This window comes from Lysobacter enzymogenes, from assembly GCF_017168095.1.
Lineage (GTDB): Bacteria > Pseudomonadota > Gammaproteobacteria > Xanthomonadales > Xanthomonadaceae > Lysobacter > Lysobacter enzymogenes_D.
In genome coordinates, this window is the sequence record NZ_LXSD01000653.1 from 1 (window position 1) to 786 (window position 786).

The following is a 786-nucleotide window of genomic DNA, read 5'->3' on the forward strand; positions in this document are numbered from 1 at the left end:
CCCGGGCCGGACGTTCCGGCCCGGGCGCGGCGGTCAGCGCGCGGCCTGGACGCCGGCGACGGCAGCCTTGGCCGCATCGACCGCGGCCGGCGCGGCGCGCCCGCTCAGGTCGACGTGGACGTTGTCGCCGATCGGGAAAAACGTCGGCTTGCAGGCGGCGCAGGCCAGCAGCGAAGCGATGGCGGCATACCGAAGGAAACGATTGGACTTCATGAGCGAGGCTCCATTAGTTATGGCTGGCCGGTCGGCCAGGGGCTGCGGGGAAACTCGCGCGCGCGCTACCTCCTGTATCGCGCGCACGACAGTTACTTCATACCCGCCACGGCCGATCCGTAATGACCGCACGGTTACCGCTCAATAACCGTGCGCCCGCCACGGACCGCGGCGGACATCGCGGCGGCCGAAACCGCCGATTTTCCGCGCCGGCGCCGGAAAACGGCGCCGATGCGGGCGTTGCGGACGCGGAACGCCGGCACGCAGGCCGCGCCCTCGCACGGCCCCCGCTTCGACCGGAACCGGCCGGAAACTCCGGCCGCGCCCGATCGCGGCATTCCCGTCCGCGGCGGGCGGATATTATCCGCGCTGGCGCGCCGATAATCCCCCCGTCCGTCGAGCATATCCAGGCGCACGCGCCGGAAACCCCCACGCCGGTCGCGAAACAAAATCATCGGACATTCTAGCCGCGGCGCCCCCGGGCCGCGGCCGTCGCACGACGGCGCGGGCGATTGTGCATCAAATCCCGCGCCGTGCGAATGCGCCGGCGGCCGGCGCGCCCGCCTGCGTCGC

At 72.3% G+C, this 786-nt stretch carries 1 protein-coding gene; it reads right to left on the reverse strand.

All coding sequences use genetic code 11. The annotated features are described in order from the left end of the window. Positions 1-33: 33 nt before the first annotated feature. Entirely contained in the window at positions 34-213 is a 180-nt protein-coding gene (locus A7A76_RS24815) for a hypothetical protein (RefSeq protein ID WP_206413826.1), read from the reverse strand. Positions 214-786: the final 573 nt, after the last annotated feature.

What these genes read in the sequence shown, in the direction of transcription:
- A7A76_RS24815 (WP_206413826.1), bottom strand. Translation starts at nt 213, where the DNA reads ATGAAGTCCAATCGTTTCCTTCGGTATGCCGCCATCGCTTCGCTGCTG.